This window comes from Nonomuraea montanisoli (genome assembly GCF_013363975.1).
GTDB lineage: Bacteria > Actinomycetota > Actinomycetes > Streptosporangiales > Streptosporangiaceae > Nonomuraea > Nonomuraea montanisoli.
Genome location: NZ_JABWGN010000002.1, coordinates 118,611 through 137,967, shown reverse-complemented (window position 1 = coordinate 137,967; position 19,357 = coordinate 118,611). Strand labels below are relative to the sequence as shown.

Genomic DNA, 19,357 nt, shown 5'->3' with positions numbered 1-19,357 from the left:
CGGTCAGCGGGGCAGCGCCTGCACCAGGGCGGCGACCACGGCGTCCAGGGCGATCAGCAGGATGAGCCCCGCCGCGAAGGCGTGCGGCACCGTGCCGAGCGAACCGTAGAAGACGAGGCCGACCAGCGCCACGCCGATCGCGCCGCCCGCCTGCTGCGCGGTGCTCAGGACACCGGACGCCGCGGCGGCGTCGGCGCCGGCCACGCCGTTCAGCGCCACGGCCGGCAGCGGGGCCATGACCAGCCCCATCCCGGCGCCGGCGATCACCAGGCCGGGGATGACCCAGCCGACCGCGCCGTGGTCGCCGAGGCCGGTGACGGTCCCGGCGAGGATCGCGTACCCGAGGGCCATGGTCAGCGCGCCGACCGCGACGACCTGCCGGCCGAGCAGGGCCGCGATGCGGGCCGCCCGAGTGGAGGACAGGAAGTAACCGAGGCCGAGCGGAAGGAAGATCAGCCCCGAGTCCAGGGCGCCCAGCCCGCGCCCGTTCTGCAGGTAGAGGGCGAGGATCAGGAAGAACGAGCCCATCGTCATGGCGTGCAGCAGGCTCACGGTCACGCCCACGGTGAACGAGCCGCGCCGGAACAGCACCGGGTTCACCAGGGGCGCCGCGATCCGGCGCTGGCGCAGCGCGAACACCGCCAGCAGGACGACCGCCGCGCCGAGGCACAGCCAGGTCCACGCCGGCCAGCCCTGCTCGCGCCCCTGCACGAGCGGGTACACGATCGCGACCAGGCCGAGCGACACCAGCACCGTGCCGGCCAGGTCCAGCCGCGCGCCGCCCGCGACGCGGGACTCGGGGACGAGCCGGGGGATCAGCGCCAGCGCGACCGCGCCCACCGGCACGTTGATCAGGAAGATGGTGCGCCAGCCCAGCCCGGCGATGTCCGCGTTGATCAGCACGCCGCCGATGAGCTGGCCGAACACGCCGCCGAAGCCCATGGCGACACCGTAGGCGTTGAACGCCCTGGCCCGGCGCTCGCCGGTGTAGGCGGTGTTGACGATGGCCAGGACCTGCGGCATCAGCAGCGCGGCGCCCACGCCTTGGGCGATCCGCGCGCCGATCAGCATGTCGGCCGTGGGCGCCGCCCCGCACGCCGCCGAGGCCAGCGTGAAGAAGGCCAGGCCGACGGCGAACATCCGGCGCCGCCCGTACAGGTCGCCCAGCCGCCCGGCGGTGATCAGCCCGGCGGCCAGCGCGACGCCGAACCCGGCGACGACGAACTGGATCTGGGACGGCGTGGCGTGCAGGTCGCGCTGGATCGCGGGGATCGCGACGTTGACGATGAAGAAGTCGAGGGTGGTGATGAAGACTCCGGCCAGGAGGACCAGCAGGGTGCCCCAGCCGGGAACCGCCGCCCGTGCGGGGGCGAGCGGGGGTGCCTTGACGGCGGACATGTTCGTTCCTCCTGCTTCTGCCTTGTGCCGGCTGCCTGCGCCGGCCGCTTGCGTGATCGACGATGACGCGTGCGGCCGTAGCGCGGCAATGACGCGGGAGGTAAGGGCGGGAATGACGTGCGGGGTCATGGAACCGCTGCGACGGCCCTCGTGGGGGTCTCCGAGTTGACGCGCACCCACAAGAAAATGCCCGGCCATATCCGCCATATCGGTTATTTCCGTACGAGATTCAGGCGCCGGGCGCGCGCACACCACGGGCCCGCACAAGATCGCACAACGGGATCCGCTGGCCAGGAGTAACGGATCAAGAAATCACATAGGGCAATAAAAGATCAAAAGGCGCTCTAACTGCGCATATGGCCGCGATCAGCGCTTCACAACAAGATTGACCACAGAGTGGGATATATCACTCACCGTCACATTAACTTGCCTTTACCTGGCTTTGGTCGCATATCTTCGTCCACGCCGCGGAGCTCACCGCCCCGCCCGCGGGATCGGCCGACGTGTGCGCCCCCTGACCCCCCACCCCCGTCTGGCCCTTCCCTGTCCTGTCCCCTATCTAGGACCGTGGTTCCCCTTGGGTCAGCACTCCCACAAGCCCCCCTCCCAGCACGCCCTGAGCCGGCTGACGGCTCCCGGCAGGCGCCGCTGGACCACCGTGGCCGCCGGTGCCGCCCTCCTGGCCGCCGCGTCCACCACCGCCTGGGCCGTCTCCGACGACGACCCGTCCGCCACCCCGGCGCTCGCCTCGGACGTCTCCCCCGCCACGGCGACGACCACCCCGGCCGCCACGACGCCGAGCACGCAGACCTCGGCCCCGCGCACCGACGCCGCCCCCGTGCCGGCCACGACGCCGTCGTCCACACCCGCCGCCACGGCTCCGTCCACCCCGGAAACCGCGCGTACGTCCGCGGCCAAGCCTCCGGCGCCCGCCGAGCCCGGCACCCAGGCGAAGCCGAAGACCGCCGCGGCCCCCGTGACCGCGGCCAAGACGAGGACCAGGACCGCCAAGGCCAAGACCGTGACGGCCGCCAAGCACACGTCCAGGAAGAAGGTCGTGGCCTCGGGCTCGTGCGGTGCCTCCTACTACGCCGAGGGCCAGATGACGGCCAGTGGCGAGCGGTTCAACCCGTCGGCGATGACCGCCGCCCACAAGACGCTGCCCCTGGGCAGCCGGGTCCGCGTCACCAACCCGCGCAACGGCGACTCGGTCACGGTGCGCATCAACGACCGCGGCCCGTACGTGGGCGGTCGCTGCCTCGACCTGTCCCGCGCCGCCTTCGCCGCGATCGGCAACATCGGGGCGGGCGTGATGCGGGTCAAGTACGAGGTCCTGGCCCGCTGACGCCTCCGGCCCGTGGTTTCCGTACGGGCGCCTGGCTCCTGTTCCGTACGGGCGCCTGGCTCCGTAGAGGCGTCTGGCTCCGTACGGGCGCCTGGCTCCGTAGAGGCGTCTGGCTCCGTACGGGCGCCTGGTTCCGTGCGGGCGCCGCATCGCATGATCACGTGGCGCCCGCGAACGACCGCCACCTCACCCCCCAGCGGGCTACTTCACCATCCGCAGCGTCAGCGGGTACCGGAACGCGCCGTGCGACAGGGCCGAGATGCCGCCCACGACCGAGAGGACGAACGCCGCCACCCAGATCACCGGGACGAGCACGATGCCGACGAACGTCAGCGGCAGCAGGATCGTCGCCCCGAGAAGGGTGAGCTGGAAGTTCAGCGCCTCCACCGCGTGGCTGCGGATGTACGGCGACGTCTTGCCGGCGGTGAGCATGAGCAGGAGCGGCCCGACGACGGGGAAGCCGAACACCGCGAGCAGGTGGGCGGCCGAGGCGCCGACGCGTTCGGCGCCGTCCGTCGGCACCTGCGGGCGCGCCGGCGCGGGCGTCGGCCGCACCATGGGCACGGCCTGAGCGCCGTACAGCTCCGTCATGATGGGCATCAGGTCGCCGTGCGTGCGCGCGGTCATCGCGCGCTCCAGGCGCTCGTCGAACTCTAACTTGTCGAAACGACCCTCCGCGTAGGCCGTCTTCACGTGTTCGACGACGTGCTCACGGTCCTGGTGGGTGACGCGCAGGTGTGCCGGCGGCACCTGTCCCGGGCCCGGGGGTGTGGGTACCCCAGCCATGGCGACCATGCCTCTCCTTTGGATCGAGCTGTCACCGTCAATACTGCTTCGTTCCGGATTTGGTGGCCATCAGGAAAATCCCGGATGTGTCCCCTAGATCAGCCCCGACGCGCCGGTCGCTTTGACGGTATAAAAAGGATCCATGAGATGGCGAGACCGCTATGGCATCCGGCGGCTGCGCGGTTCCAGGGTCGCGAAGTTCGACCGCGAGGCGACGGACACCGACATCGAGGCGCTCATCGCCTTCGCCCGGTCACGGCGCGGCGTCGAGTTCTACGTCGAGCCGGAGACGTTCGCCACGGACACCACGGCCGTCGCGGTGGCCGACGACGGCGAGTGGACCCGGCGCCGGGTCGGCTCTCCGGCGGTCATCCACAAGGTGGCCCGGGATCTCGCGCTTCCGGTGTACGACGTCCAGCTCACGGGCTATCCGCCGCGCATGCGGGCCTACAACGAACGCCGTCGTCGTGAGCAGGACGGCGTCTGACCTGAAATTCTTTCTCGATTAGCCGGCCCCTTTTGGCGTTGTGAGCTCGCCGCACTTTCTGGGGGATAGTGGCATGTTTGACCGTTCCGTACCATGTCGGCATGTTGATCCAGGAACGGCTTCCCGCTGACGGCGAGCTGGCGAGACTGCTCGCGGCGGCGTTCCAGGAGCTGGTGGACCGCTATGGGCTCGAAGGCCGCTCGCAGGTCGGGCCGGACGCCAGGTTTCTCGTCGCCACGGTCGAGGAGCGGGCGGTGGGGTGCGGCTGTGTGCAGCCTCTCGTCGCGGACACGGGCGAGCTGAAGCGGATGTACGTGGCGCCGGAGCATCGGGGGCGCGGGGTCGCGCGGGCGCTGCTCGCGGCACTGGAGGAGCTGGCCCTGGGGCTGGGCTACCGGCGCCTGCGACTCGCCACGGGGGTGTTGCAGCCCGAGGCGATCTCGCTGTACGAGAGCAGTGGCTACGGGTTGACGGAGCCGTACGGGAAGTATGTGAACGCACCGCTGACCCGCTGCTACGAGAAGACCCTGGCGCCGCCCAACTGAGGACGCCGCCGACCGAGGGCACCACCCGACCGAGGGCGCCACCCGACGGCACTCGTCGAAGGCGCCGTGGTCGGCCAGGTGGAGTGCTCGGCCATCGCTACTCTGACCGTCATGTGCGCGCGCCTGAACCAGATCGTGGTGGATTGCCGGGACCCGCGGAGGTTGGTGCGGTTCTGGGCAGCTCTGCTTGGCGGCGACCCGGTGGACCGCGCCCGCGGCTGGTCCCATGTCGAACCGCCTGGGGGTGTACGGCTGGCGTTCCAGCCGGTCGCCGAGGACAAGGCCGTGAAGAACCGGCTGCACCTGGACATCGAGGTCGACACGATCGAGCCGGCCACGGCCCACGCGCTACGGCTGGGCGCCACGCGGATCGGCGAGACGGTCACAGACGATCAAGGCTCCTTCCAGGTCATGGCCGACCCGGAGGGCAACGAGTTCTGCTTCGTCTGCGATGCGGCTCCCGCCACCTGATTCACGTCGCCTCGCTCGCTGGGACGTCGGCGTCCCACCCGCATGAGGCAGGCTCCAGCCATGGGGCAGGGTCGGTCCAGCCTGCTCAATGATGAGAAGCGTTGTCGTTGACGTTGCCCTGATCCTCGGAGGCGGTGCGCAGGAAAGCGGGCGGTGCGTCGTTCCAGCCCGGGATGTCCAGCGTGCTGAGGGCTGCGGCGATCTTCCGCTCTTCGTAGGTGAAGTGCGATTCCATGAGCGCCGCCAGGCCGTCCAGCTCGGCTTGCACCTCTCGAGGCTGGGCAGTGTCGTTGTCGCCCAGATCGTCCAGCAGGTTCTGCAGCCTGCGCAGGATGTCACTGATGATCTCGTGGTCGCGGGTCAGCTCATGGAGCACCGGCAGCAACTGAGGAAACTGCTCGGCGAGCGCCGGAAAGGCGACGGCGTCCTCTCCGGTGTGGTGACGCTCCAGAGCCGAGCAGAACGCCAGGCAATGGGCGGGCAGCCCGCGGGGTGGTACGGAACGGCCGGCGAGGTGGGCGTCGACGTCGCCGCGCAGTCTGGCCAGCTCTTCACGAAGCCAGGCATGCACACTGATCAACTGGTTGCCGAACGCTTTGAGGCGTTCGTCTGGCGCTGTGAGACGCCCGTCTGCCCCTGTGAGGCGTTCATGTGGCGCGATGAGGCGCTCACGTGGCACGGCGCGGCGCTCATGTGGCGCGATGAGGCGTTCATCGGGGGTGGGTTTTTCCATGGGAGTCCCATGTTTCGGCGCCTCCATGTCCTCGGCGGCCTGCTTGCCGGGTACACCGCGACGCTGACGACGGATCCCATCACTCCTGCGACCATCCGTCAAACCGGCCATGGGGGCACATAGGCGACGTTTGACAGCCCTGCGGTGGCGGGCTCTAATGATCTGCGTGTCGCGTGACGTCGGCGAGGAGAACTCCGACGGCATGGAGGCACCGTATCAGGGGGTTGATCTCGTGACGTCTCAGTTCACCGGTCTCATCTGATCCCGATCACGCCCGCGCGGCTCCTACGCGGACCGCGTTGAGCACTGCTGCCGCAGGTGCTGCCGTCGCAGGTAAGCGCGGCCATCGCAGGGCCGAACACGCCCATCCAGGTCCCGAGCAACGTCACCGCTGACCAAAGTCGTTCACCGCCATGGGCTGTGATGATCTTCTTGGTCGAAGACAAGCTCGCCCTAGACAGGCCCGTGGTTGAACAACCGCCGGAACTGCGCATGGCTGACTCGCACGCCAGGACGATCACCGTACGGGGCGAGCACGACCCACCCCAAGGCGAGCTACGCCACCCCAGGGTGAACACGGCCCACCACCAGGTGAGCAACGCCACCCCAGGGCGAGCACCGCCCACCACCAGGTGAGCAACGCCACCCCAACGTGAACACCGCCCACCACCAGGTGAGCGAGACCACGGCAGGACGAGCACGGTGCTGACGCCCTGCAGAGAAGCGGCGCGCTTGGCGTGCATTCTCGCGTTCCGGATGGCGACCGCCACTCGGCGCTTCCGCTGATGCCGGGTCGTCGGATGTCCGCACGCACTTCGCGCTTCGCCAGGTACGGCATCCGGTACGACATCAGGTGCCTCCTGGTGACCGCCGCCATCGGCGCAGCGTGGCGACCAGCGGCGCACCGTGCCCGCCGTCATGAGCAGCGTGGCGCTATCGGCGCACCGTGCCCGTCATGCGCAGCGTGCCCACCATCGGCGCACCGTGCTTGTTCGGCACTGATCAGGGTGCTCACCCTGGTCAGTCCGCCGGTTGTCGGCGGTGTCGGGATGCCCGTTCAGCGCCTGCCCCCAACGCAATATGCCTGCCCTCAACTCAATGTGTCCGACCACGACGCAATGTGTCCAACGTCGGCTGTGTCTCCCTCCGGCTGTACGCCACTCCGGGCGAGGAGAGGCCGCCACCCCATACGCAAAGGACTTGTTCTTGAACCTCACCCACATCCCTGCCACACCTGACGCCGGAGCCATGGTTCTGGCCGAGATGGGCGCCATGAACTCCCAGCCCCCTGTCCTGCCGGCCGATGCCGACCTCACCGCCCTGTTGCCGCACACCGGCGGCATTCCCGGCACATGGGTCACCGCCCCGCAGAGGCAGTCAGCCGATGCGGTGTCCGAGAGCGGAGTAACCGTCTACGTCCACGGCGGCGGTTTCGAGTACACGCATCCCGACATGGAACAGATCATGGCCTACCGTCTCTCCGAGGCGACCGGCCGGCCCGTCCTGGCCGTGGACTATCGCCTTGCCCCGGCTCACCGGTATCCGGCCGCCCTCGACGACGTGGTGACCGCGTATCGGAGCCTGCTCGCTCAGGGTGTGCCCGCATCCCGGATCATCCTGGCCGGCGAGTCCGCCGGTGCCACGCTGGTGCTGTCGGCGCTGCTCGTGCTCACACGCGACGGCGATGCCCTGCCCGCGGGTGCGCTGGCCATCTCTCCGCAGACCGACCTCACGTTGTCCAGCCCTTCGATCGACGCCAACGACGGCCAGGACGTGGTCGACCGCGCCGTGCTCGACCATGTCCGGACGCAGTACCTGGCCGACGCCCGGCCGGATCAGGGGCCTCAGTCCCCTCTCCACGGCGACCTTCGCGGACTGCCGCCGCTGCTGGTCGTCGCCGGTTCGAGAGAGGTTCTGCTTGATGACGCGCGGCGATTCGCGGAGGCAGCGTCCCAGGCCGCGGGGACGGTCAGCCTCGACATCTACGAGGACATGCCGCACGCCTTCCACGTGAGCGTTCTTGCGACCGATCCGCTTCCGACCGCTGTGACCTTGCTTGCCCGCATCGGGGAGTGGAGCGGTTCGCTCGTCGCCGTTCAGGAGCGCACGGCTTGAGCAGGCGTCTCTGGTCCGGTCAGTGCATGCACGGATGTCCGTGACGTGACGGGCCTCACGGGACCCCGCTGCTTGGGGTGAGGTCAGGCGGCCTGGGCATGGTCCTGCTCCGAGGCTTCGGGGGCTCGTCTCTGACGCGGTGGAACGGCCAGTAGATAGCTCTGCCTGCTCGCGCTCGGGGTGGAGGACGGGTCGCCCGGCCTGCCCAGGGCCGGGGCGGAGGACAGGTCCCTCTGCTTGCTCGGGGGCGAGGCAGGGCACAGGTCGCCCTTCCTGCTCGGGGCCGAAGTGGAGGACGGGTCGCCCGGCCTGCCCAGGACCGGGGCGGAGGACAGGTCCCTCTGCTTGCTCGGGGGCGAGGCGGACGACGGGTGGTTCTGCTCGCTCAGGGCGGCTGGCGAGTCGTTCCGGTCCTCGGTGGAGGTTTGGGGGTGATCTTGATGCTCGGTGGCGGCGCGGGAGTGGTGATCATTCCCTCCCGAGGTGGTCGGCCAATGGTGTTCGGCGGTGACGCATGAGGGTTGCTGCTCCTCCCTCTCCGAGGTGGTCGGCGGTCGATCTTCTGCCGATACGGATGAGGATGGGCGGCCCTTGTTCTCCGCGGTGGCCGGTGGGTGGTCTTCCTCAGACGTGGGTGAAGGGGGATCCTCCTCGTCCATGGTGGACAGCAGTGGGAAGAGCCAGCCGGCGTGGGCGGGGCCCATGGCGGTGTCGAGCTCGGCCGGTGTGGGGAGGCGGCCGCGGAGCATCTCCGGGGAGAGCAGGCACTGCAGGGCGTGCATGAGGAGGTTGGCCATGGAGTAGGCCGGGTCGATCGTGAGAGCGCGTTCCAGGGCGATCGTCGCCAAGGTGCTGTCACCTGCGCGCCAGCAGGCCATGGCGAACAGCGACGCGGCGGGCGGGACGAAGCGGGGCTCCAGCCTGCGGGTCAGGTCCTTCCAGAGCCCCAGGTGGGTGCTGTCGGTCAGGGTCCAGGCCTCGTCGCGTACACGGATGACGGTCAGGTCGAGGCCGAGCCGGGCGGCCACGGCGTCCTCGACGCGATCCCCGGCGGCGTGCGCCGTCAGGGCCGTACGCATCCTCGCCAGGCCGGCGGAGACGAACGCGGACGCGAAGGCGTCCGCGTCGCCGCACCTCACGAGCGCGGCCCGCGTCTCCGCCACCGCCTCGGACGTCGCCCTCCGCATCGCCAGGCGAACAGGGCCGGTGACCAGGGCGATGGTGCGTTCGAGGGATCGGCGGTCGGGCAGGGCCACCAGGCCGCGCACGGTCGCCTCGGCCGCGACGCGGCTGGTGCGCGGATCGTACGGCATGCCCTCCGGCGGGCAGCACTGCGGCAGGTCGCACACGTACGACCAGTAGCGCCCCTCGTAGGCCCGGAGCGCCTCGTCCACCGGCACCCCTGCCTCTGCCGCCAGCGACCTGGCCTCGTCGACGGCCGGAGTGACCTGCTCCCCCGGGCCGTAGCCGACGACGATGACCCGGTCGATGCCCTCCCGCTTCCACAGGTGCCGGAGGGGGCCCAGGGTGCCGGGCGGGGAGGGGAGGTTCCAGCGGACGGCCACCTTCACCTGGCTGCGGGCGAGGCCGACCACGATGAGGCTGTCGGTGGGGTGGAAGCCCACGAGGTACGGCATGGCGGCGAGGATGTCGGCGGGGCCGGCCAGGGTGAGGGAGGGCGTGGGGGTGTTGGTCGTCATGGCGGAGAGGGTGCCGGAGGGGGCTGTCTCGGCGAACGAGCGAACGGGGTTCTGGGGATAAGGGGGATGGGGCGAACGGGGTTCTGGGGATAAGGGAGATGGCCTGAGGAGGGGCTGAGGAGGGGCTGAGGAGGGGCTGTAGACAGCGGCCCTGGCATCGCCGTCCTGGCAAGGTCGCCCCGACAAGGCCGCCCGGGGAGCGCCTCTCGGCAAGGCGGTCCTGGCATGGCAGTCCTGGTAAGGCGGTCCTGGTAAGGCGGTCCTGGTAAGGCGGTCCTGGTAAGGCGGTCCTGGTAAGGCGGTCCTGGTAAGGCGGTCCTGGTAAGGCGGTGCTGACGGACGCTACCTGGCGATCCACGGCCCCAGTGAGCGACGGCCTCGGCGAACGGCAGCCTCGGCGAACCACGACCTCGATGAACGACGGTCTCGGTGAACCACGGCCTGGTGTGCGACGGGCCTCGGGGGGACCTCGGCCTCGGCGAACCACGGCCTCGGTGAGCGGCACCTTGGCGAACCACGGCCTCGGTGTGCGACGGGCCTCGGGGGACCCCAGTCTCCGGAGAACCCGGCCTCGGGAGGACCCCGGCTCCGGGGAGACCGCGGCCTCGGGGAGCGGCAGCCTCACGAACGGCGGCGTCGGGGAGCGGCGTCAGGGTTCGCCGCCTCAGGACCGTACCCGCCGGCACGGCGGCACGGCGGCACGGCGGCACACCGGCGCTACCTGGGTACTCCGAGAATGTGGGCTACGGCACAGGCGTGGCAGGGGCGGGAGCGTCGTCCGCGAGTTCCGCCCGTACCAGCAGAGCGGCTCCCGCCACCGCCGCCGGCATCGCCACTACCGCCACGAACGGCACCAGGAACAGCACGAACACCGCCACCCCGAACCCCAGCGCCAGCCCCTTGCGGCCGCGCAGCAGGGCGAAGCGCTGCTTGCGGGCGTACCCGCGCCGCTCCAGCGACAGCGTCGTCAGCTCGGCCGCCAGGAAGAAGCCCGACACCGCCGCCCCCAGCACCGGCACCACCGTCTGCCCCACCACCGGGACGAACCCCAGGAAGAACAGCGGCACGCTGAAGACCATGACCCAGCCGAGCGTCACCAGGCTGTCCCTGATGGAGCGCGGCACCGTGCGCCACCACGGCTCGTCCGCCGCGCCCGGCACCTCGTCCGCGGCCGCCGACAGCTTCTCGTAGAAGGGCTCGCCGATCGCCAGCGTCACGGCGGTGAACGTGATCACCGCGAGGGCGAGGCCCCCGAGGAAGAGCACCACCTGCACCATCACCCGGAACGCGTCGCGCCACGCCCACGTGTCGGCGAACGGCGTCAGCGTCTCGGCCAGGCCGGAGGCGTTGGTGCCCAGGTAGACGAGCCCGGCCACGTAGATGGCGAAGGCGATGAACGCGGGGATCAGGCCGAACAGCCACCACCGGCCGTGCCGGGCGACCCACCCCACTCCCTGGAAGAAGAAGCCCACGCCCGCCAGGAAGTCGCGCACTGATCGCATGCCCGGCAGGCTAGCGCCAGAACGACGTCACCGCGTAGCCGAGTTCGTCGAAGAGCCGCCGGATCAGCGGCAGCGAGATGCCGAGCACGTTGCCGTGGTCGCCCTCGATGCTGTCGACGAACCAGCCGCCCCGCCCCTCGATGCTGAACGCGCCGGCCAGGCCGAGCGGCTCGCCCGTGGCGGCGTAGGCGGCGACCTCCTCGTCACTGGGCTGGCCGAAGCGGATGACGGTCGTGGCCACCTCGGCGGCCTGCCGGCCGGCGGCCACGTCGATGACGCAGTGGCCGGTGACCAGGCGGCCCGTCCGGCCGCGCAGCACGCGCCAGCGCTCGACGACCTCCTCCTCGGAGGCGGGCTTGCCGTACGGCCTGCCGTCGAGCTCCAGGATCGAGTCGCAGCCGATGACCAGCCCCTCCTCCAGCCCGTCCGCGACGGCCGACGCCTTGGCCTTGGCCAGTTCGAGGGCGAGGGCGGCGGGCGAGTAGGCGGAGTACGTCTCCTCGTCCACCCCGCTGACGATGACCTTGGGGTCGAGCCCGGCACTGCGGAGAAGGGCCAGGCGAGCGGGAGACTGAGAGGCCAGAACGATCACCGTCCCAGCTTACCGGTCACCAGTCGACCTGCGGCCGGGGCCTGGTGCGGGCGCGGAGCGGGGCCGGCGGGCCGTACACGCCGTCGAGCAGCGCCTCCACGAAGTCGGTCAGGCGGAGCGGCAGCGCGGCCTGCTCGCGGTGCAGGACGTCGGCGACGTCCCGGGCCTCCATGTCGTGCTCGGCGACGTGGCAGGCCAGCACCGACATGACCATCGGCGCCACGAGCGGAAGGATCTTCATGAGGGCCGCCGGGTCGGCCCCCGCGAGGCGGGACAGCTCGGCGGCCGCCTGCTCGGTGCCCTGGGCGCCGAGCACGTGCCCGAGGATGCTCTGACCGTCACGCGTGAGTGACGCGATGTCGCCGTTGAAGGGATCGGCGTCCACGTGGTCCTCCAGCGCGCCGCGCAGCGCCTCGGCGCCGTCGGGGTCGTCGGCGTTGCGGGCCATGCCGCCGACGATCGTGCCGGTGACCACCTGGAGCACGGTGCGCGTGGTGGCCGTGCAGGTGCCCAGCATCCCGGCGAACTGCTCCAGGCCGGGGTCGCCGAGCCGGTCGAGGATCTCATCGGTCAGGGTCATGAGAGTCCCCCCGTTCCTTCTGCGGAGGCGTTCCCGTGACTGGATCCGACTACTGTCCGTTTTGCGGTAAATTGCGGTAAATATCGGAAGGGGCTAGCTCTCGACCGGCAGGGGCTCGCGCGTCAGGCCCGCCGCCGCGTACGCGTCGGCCTCGTCGAGCGTCTCGTGCTCCAGCAGCGCCGCCACGATCCCGTCGAGCTTGTCGCGGTGCCCCCGCAGCACCTCCAGGGCCCGCGCGTAGCACTCGTCCACGATGCGCCGGGCCTCCTCGTCCACCATCGCGAGCGTGGCGGGCGAGGCCTGGGGCTGCTGGCCGTCGTTGGGCAGGATGGTCAGCGGGCCGACCTTCTCCGACATGCCCCAGCGGCCCACCATGCCGCGGGCGATCATGGTGACCTGCTCCAGGTCGTTCTCGGCGCCGGTGGTGACCACGCCGAACACCACCTCCTCGGCGGCCATCCCGCCGAGCGCGCCGGCGATGCGCCCGCGCAGGTACTGCTCGTCGTAGGCGTAGCGGTCGGTGTCGGGCGTGGAGAGCGTGACGCCGAGCGCCCGGCCGCGCGGGATGATCGAGATCTTGCGCACCGGGTCGGCGCCGGGCTGGAGCATGCCGAGCAGGGCGTGCCCGGCCTCGTGGTAGGCCGTGCGGTTGCGCTCCTCCTCGGGCATCACGATGCTGCGCGCCGCGCCGAGCTGGAGCTTCTCCAGCGCGTCGGCGAAGTCGCCGCTGGTGACCTTCTCCTTGCCGCGCTTGGCGGCGAGCAGGGCCGCCTCGTTGACGAGGTTGGCGAGGTCGGCGCCGGTCATGCCGGGCGTGGTGCGGGCGAGCCGCTCCAGGACGACCGAGCCGTCGAGCGGCACGCCGCGCGTGTGGACCTCCAGGATCGCGATCCGGCCGGCGGCGTCGGGCAGGCCCACCTGGACGGTGCGGTCGAAGCGGCCGGGCCGCAGCAGCGCCGGGTCGAGGACCTCGGGGCGGTTCGTGGCGCCGATGACGATGACGCCCTCCGCGCCGGAGAAGCCGTCCATCTCGGTGAGGATCTGGTTGAGCGTCTGCTCGCGCTCGTCGTGGCCGCCGATGCCGCCGGCGCCGCCGCGGGCGCGTCCGATGGCGTCGATCTCGTCGATGAACACGATCGACGGCGCGACCTTGCGCGCCTCCTCGAACAGGTCGCGCACGCGCGAGGCGCCCACACCGACGATCATCTCGATGAACTCGGAGGCGCTGGCGGAGAAGAACGGCACCTTGGCCTCACCGGCCACGGCCCGCGCGAGCAGGGTCTTGCCCGTGCCGGGAGGGCCGGCCAGCAGCACGCCCTTGGGCAGCTTGGCGCCGAGCCTGCGGTACTTGCCGGGGTCCTTGAGGTAGTCGACGATCTCGACGAGCTCGTTCTCGACCTCGTCGATGCCGGCGACGTCGTCGAACGTCACCCGCACCTGGCCGGCCTCGACCGGCTTGGCGGCCTTGGACTTGCCGAGCCCGCCGAGCCCGCCGCCGCCCATCATGCTGGCGCCCCGCCGCATGATCCAGATCCACAGGCCGGCCAGCAGCAGCACGGGCAGCAGCGACAGCAGGAGGTTGAGGAAGAAGCCGCGGCCGCCGTTGATGGGCTCGGCCTTGATGTCCACGCCGGAGCTCTGGAGCTGCTGCGAGAGCTGGTCGGTGTCGGCGAACGCGGGGATCTCGGTGCGGAACTCGGTGTAGGTCTGGTTGCCGCTGTCGGGGTCCTTGGCGGCGCTCTTGAGGTCGCCCTCCACGGACAGGCCGGTGGCGTAGATCTCCTTGACGTTCTTCGCGCTCACCTGCTGGGTGAACTGCGTGTACGAGATCGTCTCGACCTGGCTGTTGTCGAAGAACGACGACACCAGGAAGAACACGGCGTACACCACGAAAAGGGTGACGGCGAACCGCCACCAGTTGATCTTGGGCCTTCCGCCGGGCGTGCCCGGCAGACCTTCGGCCCGCCACGGCGGCTTGGCCTTGCCCTTGTCCGGGGCCTGCGGCGTTCCAGAGCGTTCCACGGCGTCACTCCCCAAATCGCCGCATTACATGATCCTTCTACCCTAAGACACGCACTCCGGAGATGACGCGGGTCACATCAGCCCACCGCTTCCGCTGCGTGTCAGGCACACTCACGAACGCCAGAGCGGGCTTCGGCATTCCCCCGTCGAGCACCACCACGGCCGCACGGGAGCTGTGCTTGCCGTACGTCACCCGGTACATCAGCATCCAGCCCTTCCTGACCGGCTGGGAGGCGAGCCAGGTGATGGTGGCGCCCTTCGGGTGGTGGTTCAGCGTCCAGCGGGCGGCCAGCAGGGCGCTGTCGCGCGGCGCCTTCTGCTCCTCGATCGGCAGCGGGCAGGTCACGAACATGCCGCGCAGCCGCGTGCCGCGCGCCTGGGGCAGCACCTGGCGGGTGGTGAACGGCGCCGGGCCGTACGTCTTCCAGGGCTTGGCCAGCCGCGGTACGGCCACGCCGGAGCGCCGGTCCTTCACCGTGCGGCCGGCCGGGGCCTTGAGGGCGACGCGGCGGGTCTTGGCGGGCAGCCGGGGGAGGCGGGCGTCGGCGTACAGCGCCTCCATGGCGGTGTAGCCGGGCGCCAGCGTGGTGCCGGGCGTGGGGGCCGGCCGGCCGGTGGCCGCGAGCGGCGACGGCGTCAGGGTGGTCGAGGGAGCGGTCGCCGCGTCGGAAGGAGCCGCGGTCGTCCCGAGGACGGAGGAGGTCGGCGTCTCCTGGAGCGGCGGAGTGGCGCCGGACGAGGACGCGTGGGCCGGTGGCGCGGCGATCGGCCCCGCGGCGACCTCGTCCGGCCCCGACGGGAGCACGAAGACCACCCCGGCGGCGACGGCCGCCGCCGCGGCCACCACGGCGAGCCCCCGGTACACGTCCCGCATCCGCAGATCGCCGATGCGGGAGCGCTTGGGCGGGGAGGCAGGGGGGCCGGAGCGCGCCACAGTCGTCACATCGGAACCCTTGGTCCCATCATCCCCTTGGAGCACGAGCGGAGCGTACGACATATCCCGCCATTCCGCTTGAGAAGCGACCGAAGTGCAATCATGACCGCGTGGAACAGGTGGAGCTCCGATTCGATCCGGCCTCGCGCGAGGCCGGCACGCACACCAACCTGTCGGCGCTCCTGCAGGACGAGGCCGGTCTCTGGGTGGCCGGCGACGAGACCGCGACGGTCGAGCACCTGGCGTGGACGGGCGAGCGGTACGCGGGACAGCGCACGTTCTTCCTGGACGACTACGTGCGGCTGCCCGGCGGGCGGGAGGACGAGGCCGACATCGAGGGACTGGCCCTGGCCGACGGCCACCTGTGGGCGGTCGGCTCGCACAGCCTGAAGCGGCGGCGGGTCAAGTCCAAGGACCCGGCCAAGGCGGCCCGCCGGCTGGCCGCGGTGGTCAGGGAGGAGAACCGGTTCGTCCTGGCCAGGATGCCGCTGGACCCGGTCACGAACGCGCCGCTGCCCGGGTCGGTCCTGTCGGGCCGGGACAACGTGGCCGCCCGGCTCGCGGACGATCCGCACCTGGCGCCGTTCCTGGCGCTGCCGGGCAAGGACAACGGCTTCGACATGGAGGGCGTCGCGGTCGACGGCGAGCGGGTGTACCTGGGGCTGCGCGGCCCGGTGCTGCGCGGCTGGGCGGTGGTGCTGGAGATCCGGCCGGTGGAGGCGGGCGGCGGGCGGCTGGTCCTCGACGGGCCGGTCCGCAAGCACTTCCTCGACCTCGGCGGCCTCGGGGTGCGCGACATCGCCCCGTACGACGGCGACCTGCTGCTGCTCACGGGCCCGAGCATGAGCCTCGACGGACCGGTGCGGGTGGTGCGCTGGCGGGTGCGGCACACGGGCGACCTGGTGCCGGCGGACGAGCTGGAGACGCTGGCCGCGCTGCCGTACGGGGTGGACTGCGACCACCCGGAGGGCCTCGCGGTCCTGCGGGACGGCCGGCTGATGGTGGTCTACGACAGCCCGTCGCCCGCGCGGATCACCCCGGCGGGCGGCGTGCTGGCCGACGTCTTCACCATCTAGACCGACGTCCTCACCGTCCAGGCTGACGTCCTCACCGTCCAGGCGCCGACGTCCTCACGGTCTGGACACGCGGCCGTACAGCCACGGCGCCTCCGCGACGAACGTGCACGACCCCGGCTCGATCTCGGTGAACCCGGCGTCGCGGACCACGGGCAGCCCGGCGGCGACCAGGGCGGCGAAGTCGTCCGGGGCGGCGGTGCGCGCGCTGACCGTGAGGCCGCGCTCCCGCCAGGCGTCGCGCTCGGCGCGGTCGCTGGCCCACCAGGCGAGCTGGGCGGCGTGCCCGGCCTGCGCCATGGCCTTGCCCGCCGACATGGACAGGCCCGGGTTGGCCCACAGGACGGGCGCCTCGGCGGGACCGAGCTCACCGGTGTCGGTCAGCTCGGTGCCGGACACCTGGAGCCGCGCGAGGTCGCGCGGCCAGGCGTCGAGCGGCACGGGCGGGTGGACGCGCACCTCGGCCGTGCGGTGCTCGACCGTACGGCCGGGCAGCGCCGACGCCCTGCGCCATTCGGCGCCCCGGGCCCGGCGCACGACCTTGCGGATCTTGCCCGTGGACTGCCAGGCGTGCAGCTCGTCCGTCCACTCCCCCGGGTCGTCGAGCAGGCTCAGCACGGCCATCGCCGCGGCCTCCAGGGCGTCGGTGCGCTCGGGGGGAGCGGCCCGCTCGATCCTGACGACGAGGGGCAGGACCATCAGTTCGGAGTCGTTCATCGCCCCCTAGCATGCCGGATGGCCAGCGACATGCCGGTGGCGGCCAGGCACAACAGGCCGGAGCCGTACCACGCGAGGTCGTAGGCGCCGAGATGGTCGCGGGTCAGGCCGGCGGCCACGGCGGCGACGGCGGCGCCCACCTGGTGGGAGCCGAACACCCAGCCGAACACGACCGCGCCGTCGGCGCCGTACGCCTGCCGGCACAGCGCCACGGTCGGCGGCACGGTCGCCACCCAGTCGAGGCCGTAGAACACGATGAAGATCAGCATGCTGGGCTCGGTGGTGGCCGCGAACAGGCTCGGCAGCACCATGAGCGACAGCCCGCGCAGCCCGTAGTAGACGGCGAGCAGCACCCGCGGGTCGATCCGGTCGCTCAGCCATCCGGAGGCGATCGTGCCGGCGACGTCGAAGATGCCGACGATGGCGAGCAGGCCCGCGGCGGTCGGCTCGGCCATGCCGTGGTCGTGGGCGGCGGGGATGAAGTGGGTGCCGACCAGCCCGTTCGTGCTGGCGCCACAGATGGCGAAGCCGCCCGCGAGCAGCCAGAACGGCCGGGTGCGCGCCGCCGAGCGCAGCACCGACAGCGCGCGCAGCGCCGCGTTGCCTCTGACCGGCGCCACGCGCGGGGCCTCGGGATCGGCCCCGAGCGCGGTGGTGCCCACGTCCTCGGGCCGGTCGCGCAGCAGCCACCACACGAACGGCACCACGGCGAGGGCGGAGCCGGCCACGGTCAGGGAGGCCACCCGCCACCCCGGCCCCTCGGCCAGGTGGGCGAGCACGGGCAGGAAGACGAGCTGCCCGGTGGCGCCGGCGGCGGTGAGCACCCCGGTGACCAGGCCGCGGTGCCGGACGAACCACCGGTCGGCCACGGTGGCGGCGAAGACCAGCGCCATCGACCCGGTGCCGAGGCCGACGAACACCCCCCACAGCAGCAGGAGGTGCCAGCTCGCGGTCATGAAGACGGTCAGCCCGCTGCCCGCGGCCACCAGCAGCATGGCCGCGGCGACCACACGCCGCATGCCGAAGCGGTCCATGAGGGCGGCGGCGAAGGGGGCGGTCAGGCCGAAGAGCACCAGGTTGACCGAGACGGCGAGGGAGATCGTGCCCTTCGTCCAGCCGAACTCCTCCTGGAGCGGGTTGATCAGCACGCCGGGGGTGGCGCGGAACCCGGCGGCGCCGAGGATCGCCACGAACGCGACGCCCGCGACGAACCAGGCGCGATGGATCCCGCGCGTGCGGACAGGAGGGGTGCTCAACGTCATGGGCCCATCCTCGGGGACCGGGCGTGACGGCCGCGAGTGGCCGGAAAGCCATCCTGTGAAAGAATCGGGCCATGACGCATCGGGTCGCGGTCCTCGTCCTGAACCACTTCGCGACCCTGGACCTGGGGGTTCCGGGCCAGGTGTTCTGGGCCGCCGAGACGGCGGACGGCGAGAAGCTGTACGAGGTGGTGACCTGCTCGCCCGGCCGCCGGCCCGTACGGTGCGCCGCCGGCTACAGCGTCGTGCCCGACCACGGGCTCGACGTGCTCGACACCGCCGACACCATCGTGGTGCCCGGCATCGTCGCCGGCCGGGCCTTGACGGACGGCATCGTCACCGCCGAGCTGCGCGAGGCGCTGCAGGGCCGTCCCCGGGTGATGTCGATCTGCACGGGGGCGTTCGTGCTGGCCGCGGCGGGGCTGCTGGACGGCCGTCCCGCGACCACCCATTGGCTGAAGGCGCCCCGCTTCGCCGCGCTGTTCCCGCGCGTGCGGCTGGACCCGGACGTCCTGTACGTGGACGACGGCGACGTGCTGACCTCGGCCGGGGTGGCCGCGGGGATCGACCTGTGCCTGCACGTGGTCCGGCGCGACCACGGCAGCGAGGTGGCCAACCGGCTCGCCCGCCGCTGCGTCACGCCGCCCTGGCGCGAGGGCGGCCAGGCCCAGTACGTCGACCGGCCCCTGCCCGACAGCGGCGGCAACGGCACGGCCGCCACCCGCTCGTGGATGCTCGGCCGTCTCGACGCCGACCTGCCGCTGGAGGCGCTGGCGGAGCACGCGCGGATGAGCGTGCGCACCTTCACCCGGCGCTTCCGGGAGGAGACGGGCATGAGCCCGGCCCGCTGGCTGGCCCGGCACCGGGTCGAGCACGCCCGGTTGCTGCTGGAGACGACGGACCTGCCGGTGGAGGAGGTGGCGCGGCGCTCGGGGTTCGGGACGTCGGTGTCGCTGCGCCAGCACCTGCACGCCGCCGTCGGGGTCGCCCCCCTGGCCTACCGCCACACCTTCCGCCGCACCGCCCTCTCCGGGTGAGACACGCCCGCTCGTCCGGGTGAGGCGCCCGCCTCTCCGGGTGAGGCGCCCGCGAAAGTGT

Annotated in this window: 18 protein-coding genes; 7 read left to right on the top strand and 11 right to left on the bottom strand. The window is 71.6% G+C overall.

What is annotated here, in order from left to right:
- Positions 1–3: 3 nt before the first annotated feature.
- Positions 4–1,398, bottom strand: a complete 1,395-nt coding sequence (locus tag HTZ77_RS04180; RefSeq protein WP_175588092.1) for an MFS transporter — start codon at positions 1,396–1,398, stop codon at positions 4–6.
- 577 nt (positions 1,399–1,975) lie between these two features.
- Between HTZ77_RS04180 and HTZ77_RS47275 the strand changes: the two genes are divergently transcribed.
- Complete coding sequence (locus HTZ77_RS47275; RefSeq protein WP_268959906.1) at positions 1,976–2,743, top strand: septal ring lytic transglycosylase RlpA family protein; 768 nt, start codon at positions 1,976–1,978, stop codon at positions 2,741–2,743.
- 201 nt (positions 2,744–2,944) lie between these two features.
- Here HTZ77_RS47275 and HTZ77_RS04165 read toward each other — a convergent pair whose 3' ends face one another.
- Positions 2,945–3,529, bottom strand: coding sequence for a DUF1707 and DUF4870 domain-containing protein (locus HTZ77_RS04165; RefSeq protein ID WP_175588091.1), 585 nt, complete (start codon positions 3,527–3,529; stop codon positions 2,945–2,947).
- A 142-nt stretch (positions 3,530–3,671) separates the two neighbouring features.
- On the opposite strand from HTZ77_RS04165, the gene HTZ77_RS04160 reads away from it, so the two are divergent.
- From HTZ77_RS04160 to HTZ77_RS04150, 3 genes are all read left to right on the top strand, one after another.
- Complete coding sequence (locus HTZ77_RS04160) at positions 3,672–4,016, top strand: hypothetical protein (RefSeq protein ID WP_175588090.1); 345 nt, start codon at positions 3,672–3,674, stop codon at positions 4,014–4,016.
- 101 nt (positions 4,017–4,117) lie between these two features.
- Positions 4,118–4,561 (top strand): GNAT family N-acetyltransferase, encoded by a 444-nt coding sequence (locus HTZ77_RS04155; RefSeq protein ID WP_175588089.1) that lies wholly within the window; start codon positions 4,118–4,120, stop codon positions 4,559–4,561.
- A gap of 111 nt (positions 4,562–4,672) precedes the next feature.
- Complete coding sequence (locus HTZ77_RS04150) at positions 4,673–5,032, top strand: VOC family protein (protein WP_175588088.1); 360 nt, start codon at positions 4,673–4,675, stop codon at positions 5,030–5,032.
- An 85-nt stretch (positions 5,033–5,117) separates the two neighbouring features.
- Here the strand turns inward: HTZ77_RS04150 and HTZ77_RS04145 are convergent, their stop codons facing one another.
- On the bottom strand, positions 5,118–5,876 hold the full coding sequence (locus HTZ77_RS04145) for a hemerythrin domain-containing protein (protein ID WP_205302072.1): 759 nt from the start codon (positions 5,874–5,876) through the stop codon (positions 5,118–5,120).
- Positions 5,877–6,971: 1,095 nt separating this feature from the next.
- On the opposite strand from HTZ77_RS04145, the gene HTZ77_RS04140 reads away from it, so the two are divergent.
- On the top strand, positions 6,972–7,880 hold the full coding sequence (locus tag HTZ77_RS04140) for an alpha/beta hydrolase (RefSeq protein WP_235994315.1): 909 nt from the start codon (positions 6,972–6,974) through the stop codon (positions 7,878–7,880).
- An 83-nt stretch (positions 7,881–7,963) separates the two neighbouring features.
- On the opposite strand, the gene HTZ77_RS04135 is transcribed toward HTZ77_RS04140, so the two are convergent.
- The 6 genes from HTZ77_RS04135 to HTZ77_RS04110 all read right to left on the bottom strand — a co-directional run bounded on the left by HTZ77_RS04135 (position 7,964) and on the right by HTZ77_RS04110 (position 15,219).
- On the bottom strand, positions 7,964–9,580 hold the full coding sequence (locus HTZ77_RS04135) for a DUF4192 domain-containing protein (RefSeq protein WP_175588087.1): 1,617 nt from the start codon (positions 9,578–9,580) through the stop codon (positions 7,964–7,966).
- 743 nt (positions 9,581–10,323) lie between these two features.
- Positions 10,324–11,082 (bottom strand): EI24 domain-containing protein, encoded by a 759-nt coding sequence (locus tag HTZ77_RS04130; protein WP_205302071.1) that lies wholly within the window; start codon positions 11,080–11,082, stop codon positions 10,324–10,326.
- Positions 11,083–11,092: 10 nt separating this feature from the next.
- Positions 11,093–11,674, bottom strand: a complete 582-nt coding sequence (locus HTZ77_RS04125; protein WP_175588086.1) for a Maf family protein — start codon at positions 11,672–11,674, stop codon at positions 11,093–11,095.
- Positions 11,675–11,690: 16 nt separating this feature from the next.
- Entirely contained in the window at positions 11,691–12,254 is a 564-nt protein-coding gene (locus HTZ77_RS04120; RefSeq protein WP_175588085.1) for a DUF937 domain-containing protein, read from the bottom strand.
- A gap of 93 nt (positions 12,255–12,347) precedes the next feature.
- A complete protein-coding gene (gene ftsH, locus HTZ77_RS04115) occupies positions 12,348–14,276 on the bottom strand; it encodes an ATP-dependent zinc metalloprotease FtsH (RefSeq protein ID WP_175588084.1) in 1,929 nt (642 codons plus the stop codon).
- Positions 14,277–14,313: 37 nt separating this feature from the next.
- The gene (locus HTZ77_RS04110; RefSeq protein ID WP_175588083.1) at positions 14,314–15,219 is read right to left on the bottom strand and encodes a hypothetical protein; all 906 of its coding nucleotides are present in this window, start codon (positions 15,217–15,219) and stop codon (positions 14,314–14,316) included.
- Positions 15,220–15,320: 101 nt separating this feature from the next.
- On the opposite strand from HTZ77_RS04110, the gene HTZ77_RS04105 reads away from it, so the two are divergent.
- Positions 15,321–16,286 carry a DUF3616 domain-containing protein gene (locus HTZ77_RS04105; protein ID WP_328808406.1) on the top strand — a complete coding sequence of 322 codons (966 nt, stop codon included), beginning with the start codon at positions 15,321–15,323 and terminating at the stop codon, positions 16,284–16,286.
- 54 nt (positions 16,287–16,340) lie between these two features.
- On the opposite strand, the gene HTZ77_RS04100 is transcribed toward HTZ77_RS04105, so the two are convergent.
- Positions 16,341–17,000 carry an aminoacyl-tRNA hydrolase gene (locus HTZ77_RS04100; protein ID WP_175588082.1) on the bottom strand — a complete coding sequence of 220 codons (660 nt, stop codon included), beginning with the start codon at positions 16,998–17,000 and terminating at the stop codon, positions 16,341–16,343.
- Positions 16,997–18,262 (bottom strand): MFS transporter, encoded by a 1,266-nt coding sequence (locus HTZ77_RS04095; protein WP_175588081.1) that lies wholly within the window; start codon positions 18,260–18,262, stop codon positions 16,997–16,999. Before HTZ77_RS04095 ends, HTZ77_RS04100 begins: the two co-directional genes overlap by 4 nt.
- 71 nt (positions 18,263–18,333) lie before the next feature.
- Here HTZ77_RS04095 and HTZ77_RS04090 point away from each other — a divergent pair, with 71 nt between their 5' ends.
- Positions 18,334–19,296 (top strand): GlxA family transcriptional regulator, encoded by a 963-nt coding sequence (locus HTZ77_RS04090; RefSeq protein WP_175588080.1) that lies wholly within the window; start codon positions 18,334–18,336, stop codon positions 19,294–19,296.
- The last annotated feature ends 61 nt before the right edge of the window (positions 19,297–19,357 follow it).